This window comes from Nocardia salmonicida NBRC 13393, assembly GCF_001613085.1.
GTDB classification, from domain to species: Bacteria; Actinomycetota; Actinomycetes; order Mycobacteriales; family Mycobacteriaceae; genus Nocardia; species Nocardia salmonicida.
The window spans coordinates 23,360-43,063 of the sequence record NZ_BDBR01000004.1; the positions used below are offsets into that span (position 1 = coordinate 23,360).

19 protein-coding genes are annotated in these 19,704 nt (G+C 65.0%); 17 read left to right on the forward strand and 2 right to left on the reverse strand.

All coding sequences use genetic code 11. The annotated features are described in order from the left end of the window. The first annotated feature begins 54 nt into the window (after positions 1-54). From NS1_RS04165 to NS1_RS04190, 6 genes are all read left to right on the forward strand, one after another. Entirely contained in the window at positions 55-960 is a 906-nt protein-coding gene (locus tag NS1_RS04165) for an oxygenase MpaB family protein (RefSeq protein WP_084503475.1), read from the forward strand. Between the two features lie 231 nt (positions 961-1,191). Next, complete coding sequence (locus NS1_RS04170) at positions 1,192-2,454, forward strand: ABC transporter substrate-binding protein (protein WP_174562621.1); 1,263 nt, start codon at positions 1,192-1,194, stop codon at positions 2,452-2,454. 88 nt (positions 2,455-2,542) lie between these two features. After that, complete coding sequence (locus NS1_RS04175) at positions 2,543-4,555, forward strand: ABC transporter permease (RefSeq protein WP_062981790.1); 2,013 nt, start codon at positions 2,543-2,545, stop codon at positions 4,553-4,555. Continuing rightward, a complete protein-coding gene (locus tag NS1_RS04180) occupies positions 4,545-5,339 on the forward strand; it encodes an ABC transporter ATP-binding protein (protein ID WP_062981792.1) in 795 nt (264 codons plus the stop codon). The genes NS1_RS04175 and NS1_RS04180 overlap by 11 nt, the downstream gene beginning before the upstream one ends. An 11-nt stretch (positions 5,340-5,350) precedes the next feature. Then, positions 5,351-6,082 (forward strand): ABC transporter ATP-binding protein, encoded by a 732-nt coding sequence (locus tag NS1_RS04185; RefSeq protein WP_373864327.1) that lies wholly within the window; start codon positions 5,351-5,353, stop codon positions 6,080-6,082. 42 nt (positions 6,083-6,124) lie between these two features. Next, positions 6,125-6,799 carry a TetR/AcrR family transcriptional regulator gene (locus tag NS1_RS04190; RefSeq protein WP_062981795.1) on the forward strand — a complete coding sequence of 225 codons (675 nt, stop codon included), beginning with the start codon at positions 6,125-6,127 and terminating at the stop codon, positions 6,797-6,799. 60 nt (positions 6,800-6,859) lie between these two features. Here the strand turns inward: NS1_RS04190 and NS1_RS04195 are convergent, their stop codons facing one another. Together NS1_RS04195 and NS1_RS04200 are read right to left on the reverse strand one after the other, a co-directional pair. Then, positions 6,860-7,858, reverse strand: coding sequence for an oxygenase MpaB family protein (locus NS1_RS04195; RefSeq protein WP_084503522.1), 999 nt, complete (start codon positions 7,856-7,858; stop codon positions 6,860-6,862). 413 nt (positions 7,859-8,271) lie between these two features. Next, positions 8,272-9,438: a thiolase family protein gene (locus NS1_RS04200; protein ID WP_062981797.1), complete on the reverse strand. Its 1,167-nt coding sequence runs from the start codon at positions 9,436-9,438 to the stop codon at positions 8,272-8,274. Between the two features lie 564 nt (positions 9,439-10,002). Here NS1_RS04200 and NS1_RS04205 point away from each other — a divergent pair. From NS1_RS04205 to NS1_RS04255, 11 genes are read left to right on the forward strand one after another with little or no spacing between them, the layout of a single operon-like run. Beyond that, positions 10,003-10,227: a hypothetical protein gene (locus NS1_RS04205; protein WP_062981799.1), complete on the forward strand. Its 225-nt coding sequence runs from the start codon at positions 10,003-10,005 to the stop codon at positions 10,225-10,227. After that, positions 10,227-10,412, forward strand: a complete 186-nt coding sequence (locus NS1_RS04210; protein WP_056817253.1) for a hypothetical protein — start codon at positions 10,227-10,229, stop codon at positions 10,410-10,412. The genes NS1_RS04205 and NS1_RS04210 overlap by 1 nt, the downstream gene beginning before the upstream one ends. A gap of 46 nt (positions 10,413-10,458) precedes the next feature. Next, positions 10,459-11,310: an MlaE family ABC transporter permease gene (locus tag NS1_RS04215; protein ID WP_056817255.1), complete on the forward strand. Its 852-nt coding sequence runs from the start codon at positions 10,459-10,461 to the stop codon at positions 11,308-11,310. Between the two features lies 1 nt (position 11,311). Beyond that, complete coding sequence (locus tag NS1_RS04220; protein ID WP_056817257.1) at positions 11,312-12,175, forward strand: ABC transporter permease; 864 nt, start codon at positions 11,312-11,314, stop codon at positions 12,173-12,175. 9 nt (positions 12,176-12,184) lie between these two features. Beyond that, positions 12,185-13,627 (forward strand): MCE family protein, encoded by a 1,443-nt coding sequence (locus NS1_RS04225; RefSeq protein ID WP_062981801.1) that lies wholly within the window; start codon positions 12,185-12,187, stop codon positions 13,625-13,627. After that, positions 13,624-14,646 (forward strand): MCE family protein, encoded by a 1,023-nt coding sequence (locus NS1_RS04230; protein ID WP_062981803.1) that lies wholly within the window; start codon positions 13,624-13,626, stop codon positions 14,644-14,646. Before NS1_RS04225 ends, NS1_RS04230 begins: the two co-directional genes overlap by 4 nt. Continuing rightward, entirely contained in the window at positions 14,643-15,656 is a 1,014-nt protein-coding gene (locus NS1_RS04235) for an MlaD family protein (protein ID WP_062982306.1), read from the forward strand. The genes NS1_RS04230 and NS1_RS04235 overlap by 4 nt, the downstream gene beginning before the upstream one ends. Next, complete coding sequence (locus NS1_RS04240) at positions 15,656-16,756, forward strand: MCE family protein (protein WP_062981811.1); 1,101 nt, start codon at positions 15,656-15,658, stop codon at positions 16,754-16,756. The genes NS1_RS04235 and NS1_RS04240 overlap by 1 nt, the downstream gene beginning before the upstream one ends. Further along, positions 16,753-17,865, forward strand: a complete 1,113-nt coding sequence (locus tag NS1_RS04245) for an MCE family protein (RefSeq protein WP_062981813.1) — start codon at positions 16,753-16,755, stop codon at positions 17,863-17,865. Before NS1_RS04240 ends, NS1_RS04245 begins: the two co-directional genes overlap by 4 nt. Beyond that, the gene (locus NS1_RS04250) at positions 17,862-19,046 is read left to right on the forward strand and encodes an MCE family protein (protein WP_056817271.1); all 1,185 of its coding nucleotides are present in this window, start codon (positions 17,862-17,864) and stop codon (positions 19,044-19,046) included. The genes NS1_RS04245 and NS1_RS04250 overlap by 4 nt, the downstream gene beginning before the upstream one ends. Positions 19,047-19,061: 15 nt before the next feature. Then, the gene (locus NS1_RS04255) at positions 19,062-19,664 is read left to right on the forward strand and encodes a hypothetical protein (RefSeq protein WP_062981815.1); all 603 of its coding nucleotides are present in this window, start codon (positions 19,062-19,064) and stop codon (positions 19,662-19,664) included. Positions 19,665-19,704 lie beyond the last annotated feature (40 nt).

Consider the following 19,704-nt stretch of genomic DNA (forward strand, 5'->3'; position numbering starts at 1 on the left):
GTCCTGGACTCTCAACAATCCCCAGCCACACAGAACTCGATCCGCCCCGAGGTGATGACCGAGTTCCGCAAACACACCGCTAGCGCCCTATCCGCCGTCTTCGCCGGCGCGGCGTTCGATCAAGTAGCCCTGGTGCCCGTCGCGGCCGCGGTGGATCGAACCGGCAGATTCGCGGACAACTTCGCCAATCGTGGTGTGCGCAGCGGGTTCTCGTCATTGCTGGCCATCTGGGGCGACCCGGCCGATAGAGCCGCCGAGGCAGACTGGCTCAAGACGCGACACCGTGATGTCCACGGCCGCGGCACGGGTGACTATTCCGAGATCCGGTACAGCGCACTGAATCCGGATGCGTGGGTGTGGGTGGGTCTCAGTGGCGTCTACCTCGCGTTGCGAACCTTCACCTACTGCACCGGCACCGTGCTGCGACCCGCGGAGCAGGAAGCGGCCTATCAACTGCTGCGGGAATCGTTCTCCGACCTGGAACTGCGCGCCGACTCCGGGAAATTGCCCGCGACGCTGGCGGAGGCGACCGCCTATTACGACCGGATGGTCGACACCGAATTGCAGTCCAACCCCTTCTTGGTGGAACAGTTCGCCGCGCTCACGAGGCTGCCGCTGCCGACGATCGGGATCTCCGCGCCCGCGCGAGCAGCGCTGTCGCCGATGTGGTTGCTCATTCGGCCGATCGTCGGTCACGTCATTCAAGTCTGCTCGTCCAAGGCGATGGTTCCGGAAATGCAGGCACTCACCGGTTTCCGGCTGCGCCCGCGCCACGATGTGGAATTCGCCGTCTACACCACGGTGTTGCAGGCGGCGTGGCGGCTTCTGCCGGACCGGCTGCTGCTGGCGCCACTCGCGTACAACCGACTCCAGTACGAGAAGCTCGTCCACGTTCATCGCAAGTACGCGCTGGACACTTTCTCGGTCCCCGCGGAGCGCAACGGCGGCTGCCCGATCTGACCACGGTGGGAAACCCGCGAGATAAGGCTTCTCACCTCGCATTTCACGCTGGCGATGAGGTTCCGAATTCAGCTTGACACGCTTGTAAGGCTGGGTTAGCTTCAAGTGGCCCAGATCACAAGTAGCGGTCGGGTCGCTGGAATCGCCAACGGGCGATCAGGCGTCGAACATGAGATCGACGGGTTGACCGGCGCTGTTCGCCAGGACAACCGGCCTGGAAAGGCATTCAGAATGGCCAGTAATTCTCGCCGGATCGCCGCGGCTGCGGTGGCCGCAGCGTGTGTGTTCTCCGTTGCTTCGTGCGGTGACGACAGCAGTTCCGAGGCGGGCGGCAGCACGTCCGCCATCGCGCCGGGAGTCAAGGCGGCCGGCGCCCCGATCAAGATCGGCTTGTTCAATCCCTCGAAGGGCCCGGCTACCCAGGCGGGTGTGACCACCGGCAGGAACGCGGCGGTCGAGTACATCAACAACCAGATCGGCGGGATCAACGGCCGCCCGATCGAAATCGTCGACTGCGGTATCGATAACACCTCGCCGGAGTCCACGATCTCGTGCGCCAACCAGTTCGTGCAGGCAGGCGTGGTGGCGGCGGTCGACGGCTACAACGCCGAATCGGCCGCGGCGATGCCGATTTTGACGTCAGCGGCGATTCCGCTGATCGGCCAGATTCCCTTCAATACCGCGACCGGCGCGGTTCCCGAGAACCGCGTGTTCTTCGGTCCGCCGCCTGCGGCGTTCCTGGTCGGATTCCTGCAATCACTGAAGCAGGCAGGAAAGAACTCGTTGACCTTGGTCAATTCCGATCTGCCCCAAGCGCATCAGGTGTTCGACGGTCTCCTGACCCCGCTGGGCAAACAGTTGGGAATCGATGTCAAGAGTGCCTATTACCCGCCGGCGGGACCGAACTTCACCGCCCTCGCGTCCACGATCGCGGACGGTTCTCCCGCCGCGGGCGGTCTGATGACCGCGCCCAACGACAACACCTGCAACAAGCTGGCCCAAGCACTGAAGTCCGTGAAGTATTCGGGCACAGTCTTTCTGGCCGCGTGTACGGAATACGTCGACGTGATGGGCGCACAGGCCGTCGGTGCTCAGTCCTATTCGCCGGTGTGGCTGCCGCCTGCCATCGACTCGGCTCCCGAGCCCGCGAAATCGAATCTGAAGACAGCTGAACAATTCATCGACAACGCCGGTGGAACGGCGGGGTTCTACGCGTACGGCACCTTCGCCACTCTGATCGATCTCGCCAAGGCACTCACCGCCGCTCCGCCTGCCGAATTCACCGGTCCGGCGATCCTCACGGCGCTCAAGGGGCTCGTCGACTACCAGAGTTTCCTCGGCCCGAAACTGAACTGCGGCAAAGCCACGACGCCCAACTGCACCACCGACATGTTGTTGTTCGAGGTGACCGGGGACAAGAAGACGACACCGGTCTCCGGTGGGTACATCACGCCCAGCTTCGAGGTCCTCAAATTGATTCCGGGTGCGGCGTAACCGATCCGGATGACCTCGGCGGACAGGGCGCTCGCACTATCGGCGACCTGTCCGCCGGGGCCTGGGCTATCCACAGAAAACAGGGCACATGGGCCAGTTCTTGCAATTCGTCTTCCTAGGTCTGTCGACCGGCGCGGTATACGCGGTCTTGGCCACATCACTGGTGGGCGTGCACGCCGCGACCGGAATCATCAATTTCGCGCAGGGCGCGTTCGCCCTGTGGGCGGTCTATGTCGTCGCGGCCCTGCGCACCGACGGGACATTCGTCCTGCCGCTCGGCAGTATCGCGCTCGGCAGTGAAGATCACCCGACGCCCATGGTGGCGGCGATCGCACTGGGAATCGCCTCCGCGACGGTGTGGGCGTTGCTGGCGCATCTGGTGGTATTCCGCCCCCTGCGTCACGCGCCGGTGTTGGCGCAGGTGGTTGCCTCGGTCGGACTGATGTTGTTCATCCAGGCATTGGTGGGACTGCGGTTCGATACCGAAAACCTTTTCGCCACACCGATTCTGCCGGAGAGCACGGTGACGGTGGCCGGTGCGCTGGTCAACGTGTCCGATCTCGTGTTGGCCGCGATCGCGATCGCGATCGCCGTCGGTCTGCGGGCCTATTTCACGCTCACCACTGTCGGCATCGCGACTCGCGCGGGCTCGGAAGACGAACTCGCCGCACGCCTGACCGGATATTCGCCCGACCGGCTGGCCGCGATCGTCTGGGCACTGACCGGCGCCGCGTGCGGACTGATCGGGGTGCTCGCGGCCTTCACCATCGGATTGAACGAGACGAGCTACACGTTCTATGTGATCCCTGCGCTGGCGGCGGCGCTGGTCGGGCGACTGTCGTCCTTCGGCGTTGCCTGTGCGGCGGGATTGACGTTGGGGTCGTTCCAGGCGGTCATCCTCTGGGTCGACACCAAGGACCTGTGGCCGAATTGGGCGCAGTCCGGGCTCTCCGACGCCGTGCCGTTCGTCATCGTTGTCGTGGCGTTGTTCCTGCTCGGTGGCCGGATACCGGCTCGCGGGTCACTCGGGGCGGTGAAGATGCCCGCCGTGCGAATCCCCCGGGTCAAGATCACCCCGACCGTCGCGGTGCTGGCAGTCGCGGTCCTCGCGATCGTCATGACGACCGGGACGTGGCGCTACGGCGTCGTGACCTCGATCATTCTGTCTCTGATCGCTCTGTCACTGGTTTTGCTGACCGGGTACCTCGGTCAGATCTCGCTGGCCAGTATGGCTTTCGCCGGCACGGCGGGCTTCGCCCTGTCGAAATTGTCCACCGAATGGCACGTTCCCTTTCCGCTCGGCATCATCGCAGCCGCCTTGGCGGCCACCGCGTTGGGCATCCTGGTCGCGGTGCCTGCGTTGCGTATCCGCGGCGCCCAATTGGCGGTGGTGACCTTGGCTGCCGCATTAGCCATTCAAAGCTTCGTGTTCAACAACCCCTCGTTGACTCCCGCGCAGGGCAACATCATCACCGACCCCACCCTGTTCGGTATCGACCTGGGGGTTCGTGACGGCACCAACCTTGTCACGCTGCCCTTTTCGCTGATGGTCCTGGTGGTCGTCGCGATCTGCACATTGGCGGTGATGCGGATCATGGCGGGCGCGACCGGTCGGGCGATGTTGGCCGTGCGGTCCAACGAGCGGGCAGCGGCATCGGTCGGAATCGACGTCGCCGCAACGAAATTGCTCGGCTTCGCTGTCTCGGCGTTCCTGGCCGGCATCGGCGGTTGTCTGATCGGCTACAGCAGGGGCCAGCTCTCGGCGGGTTCGTTCACCGTGATGATCGGCCTGACGCTGTTGGCGATGACGTACGTCGGCGGCATCACCTCCGTGTCGGGCGCGTTCATCGCAGGCACCCTCGGCCCACTGGGCGTCGGCTACGTATTCCTCAACCAGACTCTCGAACTCGGCGAATACTACGAAGTCATCGCCGCGACTGTGTTGTTGCTGATGGCCGTGCTCAACCCGGTCGGCGTCGCGGGGGCGATGACCTCGGCATTCGAGTGGCTCACCGCGACGATCCCACGCCGGAGCGGCCGTGAAATCACCGGCGACGAGGCCGCTGAGCCGGGAAAGAAGGCAGTAGCGCATGTCCGATAGCGTGCAACCTCTGTTGCGGACCCACGGATTGTCGGTTCGCTACGGCGGTGTAGCGGCCAACACCGACATCGACATCGCCGTCGGCTCCGGCGAAATCGTGGGTCTGATCGGACCCAACGGCGCGGGAAAGACGACGTTCGTCGACGCGGTCACCGGGTTCACCCCCTACACCGGAAACGTCACCCTCGAAGACACCGCACTCGACCGACTCGGCACGCATCGACGACGACGTGCCGGATTGGCCCGAACCTGGCAGGCGGGTGAGCTTTTCGGCGACCTCACGGTGGCGCAGAATCTCGCCGTCGCGATCCAGCCGACCGGTCTGCGCATGCTGTTCGCCGACATCGTCGGCGGCTCGGCGCCGCCGAGCGAAACCATCGACGCCGCACTGGAATTGGTGGGTGTACCCGGCGTCGCGGCCCAGCGTCCCGGCGAATTGACCCTGGGCCAGCAGAAATTGGTCGGGGTGGCTCGCGCGCTGGTCGGTGGTTCGAAGGTGGTGCTCCTCGATGAACCCGCCGCTGGACTCGACACCCACGAGAGCCGGGACTTCGGTCGGCATCTGCGGCGCATCGCGACCGCGGGTGTCGGTGTATTGCTCATCGACCACGACATGTCTCTGGTACTCGACACCTGTTCGCGGCTCTACGTGCTGGATTTCGGTGTCGTCATCGCCGCCGGCGAGCCTGCCCGAATCCGGGAGGACCCACGGGTGATCGCCGCGTATCTCGGCACCGCCCGCACCGACGACGACGCGGCCCGACCGGTAGGAGACAGCAAATGACCACATCGGCGATGCCGGAAAGGCCGCTGATCGAGGTGAAGTCCGCCCTGTACATCGAAGGGCTCACTGTCGGATACGGTGGCGTGCCCGCCGTACGCGATCTGAACGCCCAGGTGCGAGCGGGTGAGATCCTCGCACTCCTGGGTCCGAACGGGGCAGGCAAGACCACCACTCTGCTCGCGTCGGTCGGGGCGTTGCCTGCGCTGTCCGGCATCATCACCGCGCTCGGCGAACCGCTGGACCGCCGGGTGGAAGCCAACGCGCGCCGCGGCGTCATCCTGGTCCCCGACAGCCGGGGCGTCTTCCACCGCTTGTCGGTCGACGACAACCTGCGCCTGGCCCGCCGCAAGCACGGCCCCTCCGTCGATGACGTCTTCGACTACTTCCCCGCGCTGCGGTCGATGCGGTCGCGCCGATGCGGCACTCTCTCCGGCGGCGAACAACAGATGCTCGCGTTGGCGAAAGCACTGCTGTGCGCACCCAAGGTCCTGCTCGTCGACGAACTCAGCCTCGGGCTGTCGCCGATCGCCGTGGAGGGCCTGCTCCCCCGGCTGCGTCAGATCGCCGACGACCAGCACATGGCCGTGGTACTGGTCGAACAACACATCGAACTGGCGTTGTCGATCGCCGATACGGCCGTCGTGCTCCATCACGGCAGGGCCGTATTGTCCGGCTCCGCGGATGAGCTCCGTGGTCGCCGAGATATGGTCGAGGCGGCCTACTTCGGTAATGCCGAAGGTTGACACCGCCACGAACGGAACGTGGGACAGCATCGAGGAGGAAGGTTGGCCGGAACCGGGCACCCTGATCGCCGCGCGAAGGCGCCCGCGCGCCGCAGCACCCGCAATCGCCCGACCGACTCCGTGCTCCTGGATGCGGCGTGCGCGGTGATCGCCGAGGTGGGTGTCGATCGGGCAACGATGGACACCATCGCTCAGCGCGCCGATACCTCCAGAGTGACCCTCTATGCCCACTTCGGCTCCCGTGACGCACTCGTCGACGCTGTTATCGAACGCGAGCTCGCCGCGTTGACCACCTGGATGTTCGAGATCTATGACAACGGCGAGACGATGAGCTACGGGCAGCGGGCCCGCTATTCGATCGAGTCGCTCTTCGATTACGCCCGCCGCCACCCCGAAGGATTCCGCGTCCTGCTCGACAACCGATACGACGACAGCCACCCCGGGCGTCGGTTGTCCGCCGCTCTCGAACCGCGTATCGCCGAACGATTGCGAGCCAACTACGCCGAGCGTGGAACTCCCATCGACGGCGGCGCGGACACACTCGCCACGATGCTCCTCGGCATCAGCTTGGACGTTGCCTACCGCGCCGTCATCCTCGCGGGAGCCGACATCAGCACGGCCTGCGATCTGGCGATCACAGCGTCACTGGCGGTTCTGCGAGCCGTCGACCCCGAGCAACTGCGGGCGATCGACACCCACGCGCCGACTACGTCATAACGGCGCGAGCGCGGCGGCTTGGAGAACGCCTCACCCGCCGCGGTCATCGGCCCCGTTCGATCAGACGAGGGCCCGCTGCTTCCTGATGCGGTTGCGCACGTCGCGCATCATCGCGTTGGTGCCGGCGAACCTGATGAACTTCGGGATGAAGCGGTTGACGAAGCCGACGAACTGGAAAAGGTGCTCGAATCGGCGCTGATCCGAGGTGCTCCATTCGACCGCCATCTGCTCGCGGAAATGCGGCGGCAGAAAGCCCGCGGTCAGGAACCGCAGAAGGCTGCCGAACATCACCCGGATGGACCAGTGGACCATCCGCAGGTGCAGCAGATCGTCGATGTAGGCGCGGAATTCGTCGTCGCACACCACCCCCCTGCACGCCTCCAGCCAGTAGTCGTCGAACTCGGCGCGCGTCTTCGGCCACATATCGGGGTGTACCTGGAGCGTGGTGCCGAAGGTGTCCGAGCCCTGGTAGAACGCTTCGAGTTCGTCGTCGGTCATCTTGCCGCACAGCAGTTGGTGGGTGTCCTCGAAACCGATGTAGATCGCCGCGGCCACATACATCTGCAAGTTCCGGTCGAAGGCGTTGTATTTCACCTTCGAATCCGGCCGAGACCTCACTTGGCGGTGCGCGACATTGACTGCCTGCCGCATGGCCAGCTTGTCCTCGTCGGTGCCGAGCACCGCCACCGCGAGGTAGGCGGAGGTGGTCCGCAGCCGCTTCCACGGATGCACCATGAGCGCACCGGATTCGACCTGACTTTCCATCACACCCGCCGCGACTCCCTGGTGCGCGAATTGCATCGCCACGTTCGCCGCCGCACCCGCGAACATCCAGAAGTCCAAGGCATCGGCCAACTGAGCGGGTCGTTTGCGCGGGGACCGGTGGGTGTCGGGAATATGGAGGCGAACCCGATCGAGAGTCAGCGCATGCTCCGGCGCTGTGAATTCCACCGCCGGGGTGGCCGACCCACGCCACACCGGGGCCGCGCCTTCGTCGACGTAGGAATCACTGTGTGGGTCTACGTAATTGGGTTCGCCAGGCCTGATTGCCGTGCTCATCGTCATCCTTTCCCAGATGTGCCGCGCGACCGAGCAGCCGAGGCGACGCACAGCAGCCCGACACACCTCGCGAACGCGGTTCGGTGCCAAGGGTACACCGACATGCCCATTATGTTACTGACTATTCCAGAACTGAAGGAGCGTGATCCAGGAACTGGAAGAGCGATTACAAGTGATTGACAGCGTCGCTCGCGATCATTAAGTTGATGGCCATTCACCCTCGCTGCGAAGCGGGCATGCACCGCGGCGCCGGGTGGACACGACCGGGAGTTCACTCCCGGAGCACACGACTCGCGGCGTGGGATGTCCAGGCCCTGTTGTCCCCACTGCCGCGAGTCCTGTGTCCCGCTCTTCACGAACCAGCCCGCCGATCGCTCGTCGCGTCCGGCGGGCACTCGTCTATCGGCGCAGCCTCAGAGACGTTCGATGATGGTGGCGTTGGCCAGGCCGCCCGCCTCGCACATGGTCTGGAGTCCGTAGCGACCGCCGGTCTGTTCCAGATGATTGACCATCGTCGCGAGCAAACGGGTTCCGGAAGCACCGAGTGGGTGGCCGAGCGCGATGGCGCCGCCACGCGGATTGACCCTGGCCGGGTCGGCGCCGAGCTCGTGCTGCCAGACGAGCGGAACCGGGGCGAACGCCTCGTTCACCTCGAAGGTATCGATGTCGTCGACAGTGAGGGAGACCCGTTCGAGCGCCTTGCGGGTCGCGGGGACGACGGCGGTGAGCATGAGTGTGGGATCGTCGCCGACAACGGCGAAGGAGTGGAAGCGGGCGCGGGGGGTCAACCCCAGTTTCGCCGCCATCGCCTCGCTCATGATGAGCGCCGCCGACGCGCCGTCGGTGAGCGGCGAGGAATTGCCCGCGGTCACCGACCAGTCGATCTCCGGAAACCGGTCGAGGAGAGCGGGATCCGTGAAGGCTGGGCGCAGGTTCGCCAAGCCTTCGACAGTGGTGCCCGTGCGTATCGTCTCGTCGGCCACGAGGTCGCCGGCGGCAACGAGCTCGGCGTCGAAGCCGCCCGATGCCGCGGTGGCGGCAGCCAGCCGATGCGAGCGCGCCGCGAACTCGTCGAGGACCGCGCGGTCCAGTTTCCAGCGGGCAGCGATGATCTCGGCCGCGATCCCCTGGCCGATCAGGCCGGCCGGGTAGCGAGCGGCGAGCGGGCCACGCAGGGAGTCCTTGCCCTGGGTGTTGGAGAACATCGGGGTGCGGCTCATCGACTCGACGCCACAGGCTATCGCCACGTCGTACGCGCCGGCGAGCACACCCTGGGCGGCGAAATGCACGGCCTGCTGGCTCGAACCACACTGTCGATCAACCGTGGTGCCGGGCACCGACTCCGGGAACCCCGCCGCCAGCACCGCGGTCCTGGCGATGTTGTTGGCCTGTTCGCCGCTCTGGGTGACGCACCCGGCTATCACATCGTCGACGAGGGCCGGGTCGATCCCGGTGCGCGCGACCAACTCCGCCAACACACCGGCCAGCAGCGTGGCCGGATGTACCGACGACAGTCCGCCGCCGGACTTACCCCGACCCGACGGTGTACGAACCACATCGACGATGACAGCTGACATCATGAACCTCCTGCACAGTCGCCGACCATACGACGACATCCCTCGAGTAAGTTAATATTCATTCTTATCACTTGCCGTCGAATCATGGCCAATACCAGCCATTAGGCCACTATTGACACATTATGTTACCGTCGATTCCGCAGCATCACGGGTTGGGGGCATGATGCGCGGACCGCATCGGCACCGGCACACACCCCTCAGTGGCGTCCGGTGCCGATGCGGTGGCCCCTCCACTCGCCATCGGTCACGTCGGACGACCCGCGAGTCGGGACGCCGCGGGCGCGACCTGCGACGGCCTACGATTCGACGCCCTATAGGCAATCCCGAATCTATGAGATATGTTACCGGTAATTCTCATCACAGCGATGAGAATGAGTAGTAACTTGATCTTCGATGGTCGGCCTCCCGTGCCACAGAAGCGTCGTGCTTCTGGAACGACTCACGGGAAGGCGATCGCTCTTCGGGTCCACCCCTGAAGAACGCTCGACAACAACAACGCACCGCCAACGACGGCGGCCGGCAGGCCTGACGTCGTCCAAGGTCCCGAGGAAGGACACCGGTACCACCATGTTGCGACGGCTGGACAGGTTTCTCAGCTATGAGATGAAGGTGTCCGAATTCCTCGGCACTCTCATCATCATCGGCATCCCCTACGGACTGGTGGGAGTCATCTGGACATTCACCCACACCAGTCATCTGAGTGACCTTCACGGGGTCGACCTGATCGTCTCGTTCATCGGATCGATCGTCTGTTGGCCGGTCCTCACCTTCGCGAATGTGACGATGACCTGATGATGGCGCTGGTCTGGGTCATCGACATCGTCGTGATCATCGTCAAGATCCTGGGCGGGCGGACACAGGTAAATCCTGTTCTTCGATTCGGCATGTGGATCGCGCTGCTCTGCGTCATCGCCCTGTGTCTGGCGGCCGTCGGCGCACTCGTCGTCCTCCTCGAACACTGGCTGAGCTCGCTCTGAGCAGCCGGGAACACAATCCCCCGCAGCAAGAAAGGATCGGTGCAGCGTGACGCCGCAACCGGCCACCGAACCGTCCGAGATCGGACGGCTCATCGACAGCGCCACCGGGCTCTGGCGACGGCATCCCCAGCAGTCGCTCGAGACCCTCGGCAGGCAGGTCCTGCTCGGCAGGGCAACGATCGCGCAGCTGTTCCTGTCGCTCGTGCAACGGCGATTTCCGTTCCAGGAGTTCATCAAGCAGTGCGCGTTCATGGCCAACGTCTCGGCGTTGCCGACCGTGTTCGTCGCGATTCCGGTCGCGGTGGTGGTCTCGATCCAGGTCGGTGCGCTGGTCAATCAGGTCGGCGCCACCACCTTCATCGGCGCGGTCGCCGGGCTCGGCATCATCCGCCAGGGCGCACCACTGGTCACCTCACTGATGATCGCGGGCGCGGTCGGCTCGGCCATCTGCGCCGATCTGGGCTCCCGCACCATCAGGGAGGAGATCGACGCGATGAAGGTGATGGGTGTGGACCCGGTGCGCCGACTGGTCGTCCCGCGACTGGTCGCCGCCGTACTGGTGAGCATGCTGTTGTGTGGGTTCATCGTGTTCGTCGGCTTCGCCACCGCCTACATGTTCAACGTCTATGCCCAACAGGGCACACCGGGATCGTTCATCAGCTCGTTCGCCTCGTTCGCGGTCGCGAACGACCTCGTGGCCGCGCTGTTCAAGGCGGCGATCTTCGGCCTGCTCACCGCGATCATCGCCTGCGACATCGGCCTACACACCAAAGGTGGTCCGGGCGGTGTCGCGAATTCGGTGAACTCGGCGGTGGTCACCTCGATCCTGATGCTGTTCGCCACCAACATCATCGTCACCCAGCTGTACAACATCTTCTTCCCCGCGAAGGTCGTGTGAGATGGCCGCCGAGTACATCCCACCGGCACTGCGTCCGGTCCGCGCGATCAAAGCGACCGCCAAGATTCCCGTCCACGCGAATCAGCGCCTCGGTCACCAGGCCATCGTGTTCTTCCAAGCGCTGATCGCCATCCCGTTCACGCTGCGCCACTACCGCAAGGAAGTCGCCCGTTTGGTCGCCGATGTCGGCTGGGGTAACGGCTCGCTCATCGTCGGCGGCGGCACAGTGGGCGTGGTCATCGCGCTGTGCGCGTTCGGCGGCATCACCGTGGGAGTCGAGTCCTACACCGCGTTGAACCTGCTCACTATGGGACCGCTGACCGGGGCCATCTCCGGCTTCGCCACCACCCGTGAGATCGCGCCGATCCTGGGCACGCTCGCCTTCGCCATCCAGTCCGGTTGCCGATTCACCGCGCAGCTCGGCTCGATGCGGATCTCCGAAGAGATCGACGCACTGGAATCCATTGCGATCCGGCCGCTGCCTTATCTGGTAACCACCCGGATGATCGCGGCCACGATCACCATCATCCCCTTGTACACACTCGGCCTCGCGGTCGCCTACATAGCGACCAAGCTGTCGGTGCTGTTCCTCGGCGGGACGACCGCAGGCACCTATGACCACTACTTCTTCCAGTTCCTGATCGGCGGGGACGTGTTCTTCTCGATCTTCAAAGTGGTGGTGTTCGTTCTCATCGCGGCGTTCATCCAGTGCTACTACGGCTTCGTCGCCTCTGGCGGCCCCGAAGGCGTCGGCGTCGCGGCGGGCCAGGCCATCAAGATGGTCATCGTCGTCATGGTCTTCACCAATCTGTTTCTCACGCTTGCGATCTGGGGCATCGACCCCGGATTCCGGATCTCGGGATAGGTCGATCGAATGATTCTCGATCTCAGCGGCCGCGGCCCCAAACCCCTGCAGCTCACGCTCGCGGGACTGGCGGTGATCACCGCGTTCGCGGTCGCTCTGTATCTGCTCGCACTGCGCTACAACGGCGAGTTCGAGGACACGGTGGTGGTCGGTGCCGACCTCACCAGTACCGGTGACGGGCTACCTCAGCGCGCCGACGTGAAGTACCGCGGCATGCTGGTCGGCTCGGTCGGCTCGGTGGAGATGGTCGCCAAGGGCGAACGCCAGCACGCCACCTTGGAACTGAAGCCGGGTCTGGCGCAGACGATTCCGAACACGGTCACCGTGCGCGTCATCCCCGACAACATCTTCGGCGTCTCCTCGCTCCAGCTCGTGGACAACGAGGGGACCGCCGAGGGGTTGCGCGAGGGTGCGACCATCCGCGAGGACACCAGCCAGGCCACGATCCAGCTGCAGACCACGCTCAACACCCTGCGCGATGTGCTCGACACCATCCAGCCCGAGAAGCTCGGCCGGGTGCTGGCCACCCTGTCCGCAGCGCTCGATCCGAGCAGTCGCGTACCGGGTTCGACGGTGGAGCGCCTCGACACCTGGCTCACCACCATCCACCAGATCCCCGAAATCGGTCACCTGCTCGGCAATTTCGGTCAGGCGGCGACAGCGCTGAGCCAGTCGGCACCGGAACTGGTCGGCGTACTGGCCGATTCGGTGACGACCGCGCGCACGCTCAACGAGCACCGCACCCAAATGGTGGAGCTGCTCACACAGGGCAACTCCACCATCGAATCGGTCAACGCCCTGTTCGCCGCGAATCCCGATTCGGGCAAAGAATTGGTCTCCGGCCTGGACCAGCTACTCGGTGGCATCGCCAAGGATCCCAGCGCACTGCAGTTGACGGCGGCCAACCTCAACAACTCGTTGCGCAGGCTGCAGCAAACGTTCAACTTCGGCCCCAGCAAGCAGATGACCTGGCGTATGGATGTGACGTTCACACCGTTCCAGCAGTACACCGCCAAGGACTGCCCGCACTACGGCGACATGGCCGGACCCCGATGCGGTGGCCCTACCGTGCCAGAAGTCGCACCGCCGCAAGAGTATCCGGCACAGATGCTGCCGAAGCGACTCGAGTCCGCCGGCCCGGCACCGGCACTGCCGATTCCCGGGCTACCCACACTGCCGAGCATCACCGTGCCGACTGTTCCCGGCCTGCCGACGATTCCGGGTCTGCCTGCCATTCCGGGACTGCCCGCTATCCCGGGGATCACCGCACCCGCCGCATCTCGCGATCCCGCGCCCGCCGCCACCCCGGCGGCGCAGTCTCGGCTGGGCGGCATCGCCGCGGTGTCGGCACTGGTCGGCGGTAAACCGACGTTCAGTCAGCTGCTCCTGCTCGGGTCGATTCTGGGCAACATTGCCATCGTCCCCGACGCCGAAGGTGGTGTCCAACAGTGAAATCCAGCAAAGCACTGCTCGGCTTCAGCTTCTTCGCCGTCTTGGCGACGCTGCTCACCTACACGATCTGGTCGACCCTGCAACGCAGCGTCCCCGGCAACACCACGAGCTATTCGGCGGTCTTCACCGATGTTCTCGGATTGCGCATCGGCGACGACGTCCGGATGGCGGGTGTGCGAGTCGGCCGGATCGACAAGATCGATTTCACCGACAACTACATCGCCAAGGTCGACTTCCAGATCGAGGCGCGCCAGCACCTGACCGATACCACCAAAGCCCTTGTGCGATACCAGAATCTGATCGGTCAGCGCTACCTTGCGCTGGCGCCGGGCACCGGCGAGGGCACCGTTGTCCCCGCAGGCTCGCAGATCCCGCTCGACCGGACCGAGCCGTCGTTCGACGTCTCGGCGCTGTTGTCCGGATTCGAACCACTGTTCAGTGTGCTGCAACCCGACCAGATCAATTCGCTGTCGGAAACGCTCATCCAGGCATTGCAGGGCAACGAGGTGTCGCTGGCGGCGCTGATCACCCAGGCTGCCCAGTTGGCCAGCACCTTCGGTGAACGCGACCAGATCATCGGCGATGTGCTGAGCAATCTCAGCTCGGTGATGGCAGGTCTGGCCAACCGCAGCGACGAGCTGGAGACCCTGATCACGCAGACTCGCAGTTTGATGGACGGGCTCTACACCGAGGGCGAATCGCTGAAGAGTTCGGTCGAACGGGTGGCGGGAGCGACTAACGGCCTTGTCTCGCTCATCGAGCAGGTCAAGCCCGGATTGGCCGACGCGCAACGCAACGCCACTACCGGCGTGATGATGTTGCTCTACAACGGCGCCGCCCTCGATCGCGCTGCGGTCGAATTCCCGGACTTCCTCAACGGCGTCGCCAGGTTCACCCAATACGGCACCTACGGCAATGCCTACATCTGCCGCCTCGACGTCTCCCTGTGGGGCGTTCTCCTGCCAGAGGGCTTGTTCTCGCAGGTCGGCGGCACCTCACAATCGGAAGTGTGCCGATGATCAAACCACGCGTTCCAGCATTTCTGCGGCACAACCGGCACCTGCGGCTCGGCCTGATCGCGGCCCTCGCGGTGCTGATATTGCTCGGCGGTTCAAGTCTGATCAACCAGGTCCAACTCGGCGACAAGACCGTTCACGCCGAGTTCGCCCAGGCCGCGGGCCTTCGGCCCGGCGCGACAGTCGATGTCTCCGGCATCGAGGTCGGTGCGGTCCAGGCGGTGAAGCTGGTCAACGACCGGGTGGAGGTGGCGCTGCGGATCCGCAAGGACATCCGCCTCGGCGCCAACGCCCACGCGGCGATCAAGATGTCGACCATCCTCGGCAGGCTGCACATCGTGCTGCGGCCCGGCGACGGAAAAGAGCTCCCCGACAACCGGATCCGGGTCGACAACACCGAGGTTCCGTACAACCTGAGCAAGGTCATCCAGGATCCGCAGTACACCTCCTCGTTCGAGCGGATCGAACGGATCGACCCGAACAAACTGCGCACCGCGCTCGATGTGTTCAGTGCCCAGCTGGGCGATTCACCCGCCATGGCGGTGCAGGCCCTCGACAGCATCGGCGCGCTCGCCCAGGTGATCAACAGCAGGCGCGACGAGGTCGACACCCTGCTCAAGAGCATGGATCAGGTCTCCCAACTGGTCTCGGACAACCGCAACAGCGTGCTGGTGTTGCTCACCAGGGGCGAAGCGATCGGGGCCGCTGTGCAGAAGCGCCAGACCCTGCTCACCCAGCTGCTCGACAACGTCGCCGACATGTCGAGGCTGCTGCAGGACATGGGTATCGAGAACAACGGTGAACTCGGACCGCTGATCGCGAACCTCAACACGATGTCCGACGGCCTGACCAAGAACAAGGAGAACCTGGACCGGATCTACGAGTACGCCCCGATCACGTTGCGCCAGTTCAACAATCTGCTCGGCAACGGCCCCTACGGCGAGATCTGGGCACCGTGGATCCTTCCGGACAACTGGCTGTGTTTCGCACAGGCCGTACAGGGGTGCAACTGATGAGGACCACACGCACGAGCAAGCTCGCGGCGGTCTGCTTGGCCGCGACACTCGCCTCGGGCTGCTCCTTACTGCCCGACAGCCTGACCGGACTGGGTAACCAGGTGCTGGGCGCGCAGAAGCGCATCAGCGCCGACTTCGAGAACGTGGCCGGACTGTACGCGGGCAACGAGGTCTCCGTGCTCGGTGTGCCGGTCGGTGTCGTCGATTCGGTGACGCCGCGCGGCAGCTACGTCGAGGTGGTGATGTCGGTCGACCGTGATGTTCGCATTCCCGCCGAAGCGATGGCGGCGCTGGTGTCGCCGCAGCTGATCACCAACCGCCATGTCGAGCTCGCCCCGGCCTATACCGGCTCAGGGCCCGAGCTCGCCGACGGCGCGCATCTTCCGCTGTCTCGCACCAGGACACCCGTCGAACTGGACCGGATCCTGTCCAACTTCGATCAGCTGGGCGAGGCGCTCAAGGGCGACAGCCAGAACGGGCCCATGGCGAGCCGGGTGCTCTTCCCACTGCTCGACGGCAACGGCGACCGGTTGCGCGAAACGCTCGACGAACTGTCGGCGGCCTTCGAGCTGACTTTCGCCAACAAGGATCAGATCGCCAACACCATCATCGAACTCGGCGAGATCACCCAGATCATCGCCGACAACGATCAGACCGTCCGCGATTTCAGCGGTCGCATCACCGAGTTGGTCGCGCTGTTCGGACAGCAGTCCCCCGGTCTGCAGGCGGTGCTGACCCAGCTCGACGACTTCATCACCAATACCTCCTCGGTGGTCGGCCAGAATCAGGACCAGCTCGCGGGCGCGCTCACCAAGTTCGTCGCGATCGCAGCCCAGATGCGGGCCAATGCCCGCAATCTGACCGAGATCATCGATGTCGGTCCGCTGATGTTCCAGAACTTCGACAACGCGATCAGCCGAGAACACCAGGCGCTGCGTCTGCACGGTCTGCTCGACAAGATCGTGCTCGACAGCGAGGTGGTCTCGCTGTTCTGTGAGCGCGTCCAGATGCGTCTGGACGGCTGCCGCACCGGCAAAATCTCCGATATGGGCCCGGACTTCGGGCTGACCGCCGCGCTGTTGGGATTGACGAAATGACTCTGCGCACCACGTTGGCCGCGGCCTTCTGCGCCGCCGCCGTGGCCGCATCGAGCAGCGGCTGCTCGATGACCGTGGCCGAGCTGCCGATGCCCGAACCGGGCATCGGCGGGCCCGGCTATACCTTGCACGCCACTTTCCGGGACGCGCTCAACCTGCCCAACCGCGCCCACGTGAAGATCGGCGGCACCGATATCGGTGTCGTCACCGCAATTTCGACGACGTCGTTCCTCGCCGATGTCGAGATGCTGATCCGCACCGACATCCAACTGCCGCAGGGCACCACCGTGGAGCTGCGCCAGGCGACCCCGCTCGGTGACATCTTCGTCGCCATGACCCTGCCCACCGCCGAGGCCGCTGGACCACCGCTGCGCGAGGGCGCGACCATCGGCGCCGAGCTCACCGCATCGGCCGCTTCGGTCGAGCAGTTGATGATGTCGGTGTCGATGCTGATCAACGGCGGCGGACTCAATCAGGCAGCCAAGGTCACCTCCGAACTCAACTCCATCTTCGCGGGCAAGGCGCCCCAACTGCAGCACGTGATCGGGGAAATGACCTCGGTCATCGCCGCGCTCAACGCACGTACCGGCGATCTCGACGCGACGCTCTCCGGGTTGTCGGTGCTGACCGGCGAATTGGCTCGGCGCAAGGCCGAACTCGGTGCCGCGGCCGACGACTTCCCGCAACTGATCGGGCTGTTCGCCGAGAACAACCAGGCCATCGTCGACCTGATCAACAAGGTGGCGGTGACGATGGACGCCCTCGGCGACTTCAGCGCGACGAACGGGCCGCAGTTCGTCAGCCTGTTCCAGAGCATCCAGAATCTGATGTCCGGATTCGCGCAGATGGGCGATGACCTCACCGGCACGCTCGATGGCCTCCACAAGATCTACCCCTCGGTCATGGACAGCGTGCAAGGACCGACGCTGGCCGTCGGAGCGATCCTGTCCTACCTCGATATCGGTGCGATCACCGATCCGGCCGGCAGCCGCTGGCCCGACGGCACCGATGTGCCCGCGTTCATCGGCAGCATCACCGACGTGATCGCCAAGGTGACCGGCCGCCTCAACAGCACACCGCAGCAGCCGACCCAAGAGGGGCCTCGATGAATTCACCGTTGTGGGAATGGCTGGTTCGCCGTCGCATCGCGGTCGCCAATGCCGGCCTTGTCGTCGTCCTACTGCTGGGCAGCGGGTACCTGGGCGGTGCGGTTCTGCGGATCGACCCGACGAACAAGCGCTACGCCGTCACCGTCGAACTGGCCATCTCGGGTGGACTCACCAAGGGCAGCGATGTGACGTTCCGTGGCGTTCGGGTCGGCCGGGTCGATGACGTGCGGGTCGCCGGCGACGGGATCGCGGCCGTGGCCGAGATCGAGGAGGGCACCCGGATTCCGCTCGGCGGCACGGTCGCCGTCGCCCGTTTGTCGGCCGCGGGTGAGCAGTACCTGGATTTTCGACCCGAGACCGATACCGGGCCGTATCTGCGCGACGGCTCCGTCATCGCCCGGGCGGACACCGGCGTGCCCGTGCAGGTGCAGTCGGTGCTGTTGAACATGTCGGGCCTGGTCAGCGGATTGAACCCCGAACGCCTCAATGTGATCGTCAACGAACTCGACAAAGCGCTCGCGGGCGGTCCGGACGGCTTGCGCAACATGATCTCCGGGATCAGCCGCGCGATGGCAGGGCTCAACGATCTGCTGCCGCAGACCGAGCATCTGCTGCGCAATCTCGAGGTCATCGCCTCGACGACCGCGAACGCGCAACCCGACCTGGGAACTCTGACCAACGCGGGTAGCGCCCTGTTCCAGCAGTTCTCCGCCGCCGATGCCGAATTGCGGCACCTGCTCCAGGAAGGGCCGGGGCAGCTGGCCACGCTCGGGGGCTTCATTTCCCGCACCCAGAACCCGATCACGGACCTGGTGACGAACTTCGTCGCGATCACCCGGGCGGCGAAATTGCGTCAGCCCGCGATCGAGCTGCTGTTTCCGACGTTGAGCCGCTTCTCCGAGGCGGTCGGCATCCCGGCTCACGACAACGCCTTCTACACCCTCGTCGACCCGTGGCCGCGACCGACCTGCGACTACGACACGGTCCCGATTCTTCCCACGCAGGCCACCGCCGATACCAGGGTGCGGCTCTACAACTACTGCGTCACCGACAATCCCGCGCTGCAGGTCCGTGGGTCGGCGAACGCGCCACGGCCCGCCGGACCCGACAACGGTGCGGGACCGCCGCCCGGTGTGACCGGCGACGAATTGTCCCAGCCCTCGGTGCCCGCACCAAGATAAGGAGCACGAAAAGCAATGACCAACGACGAAACATCCACCAGCACAGCACCATCGGAAGGGCTCGCGGCCACGGTCGATGCGAAGTCGGCCACCAAGGCCAAGTGGTGGGCGATGGACCGCAAGACTCTCGGCCTGCGTGGCGCTACCGCGATCGTCCTCGGCGCCTCGCTGGCGACCTCGGTGTTCCTGTTCGTGGAGAACAAGAGCAACACCGACCTCCTCCAGGCCCAACAGCAGGCCCGCGAGGCCGCGTGCCACTACGCGCCCGCGTTGGCCGACTACGACAGCAAGAATCTCGACACCTATTTCAAGGCGGTTCTCGCGGGCGCGACAGGTGACTGGAAGAAGCAGTTCGAATCCACCAGCACCGAGCTGCGCGACGCCCTCACCCAGGGCGAGGTCGTCTCGAAGGTCACCGACACCCAGTGCGCGCTGCGCTCGGGCGACGAGACCTCCGCCGAGGCGATCGTGGTGATCGGGACGACCATCTCCAGCCTGGGCACCGAACACAAGGCCAAGCCGAGTCAACTGTCGATGGTGTTCGACCTGCGCAACGATGACGGCCGCTGGCTCGTCGAGAAGGTGAACTCCCCGTTGACCTCGCCGCCCACCCCATGACTCGGTCCGGCGGATCGACCTCACTCCCCCAGGCGATAGC